We start from the raw sequence: 1,524 nt of genomic DNA on the forward strand, positions 1-1,524 counted from the left end.
GGCGGGTGCAGTTCCGGAGAATATGCTTCCTTGAACTGTGACTTTGAAGGCGGTGATACCGCTTTATCCGTGTTAGAGAACAGACGACGGCTTTGTGCCGCTTTAGCTTGCGACCCTTTGAACATTACGACGGCAGGGGGCGGCGAGCTGGGACATATTGTCGTCGTAGGAGAAGCTGAGCGGGGGGCCGGAGCGGGAGATTATTTCTGTGCGTTAAAAAGAACGAAGGCCCTGATGACGGATTTGCGAGATACTCCTTTATTCATGTTTGCCGCCGATGCCGTACCGCTTATTCTTTTTGATGCACAACATCATGCCTGTGCCGTAGTGACGGCAGATATTCCGGAATTGAAAAACAGATTGGTTTCGTCCGTCCTTTTTGCAATGAATATCGTTTACGGAAGTAGACCCGAAGAGTTGTTTGCCTATATCGGTCCGGCTGCTTCGGGGGAGTATGTAACCGTAAATGTTGCCGATGCTTTGATGAAAAAGCAAGGTGAGATAGGATTAACCGTACATGTGAATATGAAAGAGGCGGTTGAAAGGGAGCTGAAACAGGGCGGAGTCAACAGTCAGCACATATTCGTCAGCAACTCGTGTACTTATAAAGAAAGAGAGCGATTTTTTTCTTTGCGACGGCAAGGCATCTATTGCGGGCGTAATACGGTTTTCGCTTTATTACTATAACAAAGCTTTTTGTAAAAAAGACTGGTAATTGTGCAGATAACTATATATAATAGGAACGTATAAGTTTTTTTTAGACAGGGGGATACGGCTTGATTGCAGAAAACCTTGAAAATGTCCGCTCGCGCATGGCTTCAGCTATGGCTCGAGCAGGTCGAGTCGATACGGTAACTCTTGTTGCCGTTACGAAGAATCATCCTGTAGAGGATATGATTGAAGCGGCTTCATGCGGCGTTACCGATGTAGGTGAAAACCGGGTGAAGGAAGGAACGGACAAGCAAAAAGCATTCCCCGATAATAAGCTGAAGTGGCACCTTATCGGTCATTTACAGACCAATAAAGTGAAGCAGGCCGTAGCTCATTTCGACCTCATTCACTCCGTCGACTCGCAACATTTGCTGGCGGCGATTGACAAAGAGGCGGAAAAAATCGGAAAAGTACAGGATATTTTATTGCAAGTAAATGTGGCTCGAGAGGAGAGTAAAACCGGAGCTGCCGTCGAAGAGTTTCCGGAGTTGTGTTGTTTGGCTAAGGAGGCTCAACACGTACGCGTTTGCGGTTTTATGTGCATGGCACCCAACTTTGAAAATGTCGAAGAGACGAGGCCCGTATTTCGTATTGCAAAGGCCTTGTACGATGACATGAAAGGAAAATTTCCTGACGGGCAGGTCCGTTATTTATCAATGGGCATGACTCACGATTTTGAGATAGCAATTGAAGAAGGCGCCAATATTGTCCGCGTCGGTACGGCTATATTCGGACCGAGAAATTACTAAGGAGGATTTTATCATGGGATTGAAAAGTTTATGGAACAAAGTAGTTAACAACGTAGGCGGGTTC

Annotated in this window: 2 protein-coding genes; both read left to right on the plus strand. The window is 46.4% G+C overall.

Going from position 1 to position 1,524, the window contains the following annotated elements:
- Positions 1–687: laccase domain-containing protein (locus PGX78_RS08155; RefSeq protein ID WP_270446443.1), on the plus strand; the 687-nt coding region annotated here is incomplete at its 5' end.
- Between the two features lie 89 nt (positions 688–776).
- Complete coding sequence (locus tag PGX78_RS08160) at positions 777–1,460, plus strand: YggS family pyridoxal phosphate-dependent enzyme (protein WP_270446445.1); 684 nt, start codon at positions 777–779, stop codon at positions 1,458–1,460.
- The last annotated feature ends 64 nt before the right edge of the window (positions 1,461–1,524 follow it).

This window comes from Megasphaera sp. AF13-6AC, assembly GCF_027685385.1.
GTDB classification, from domain to species: Bacteria; Bacillota; Negativicutes; order Veillonellales; family Megasphaeraceae; genus Megasphaera; species Megasphaera micronuciformis.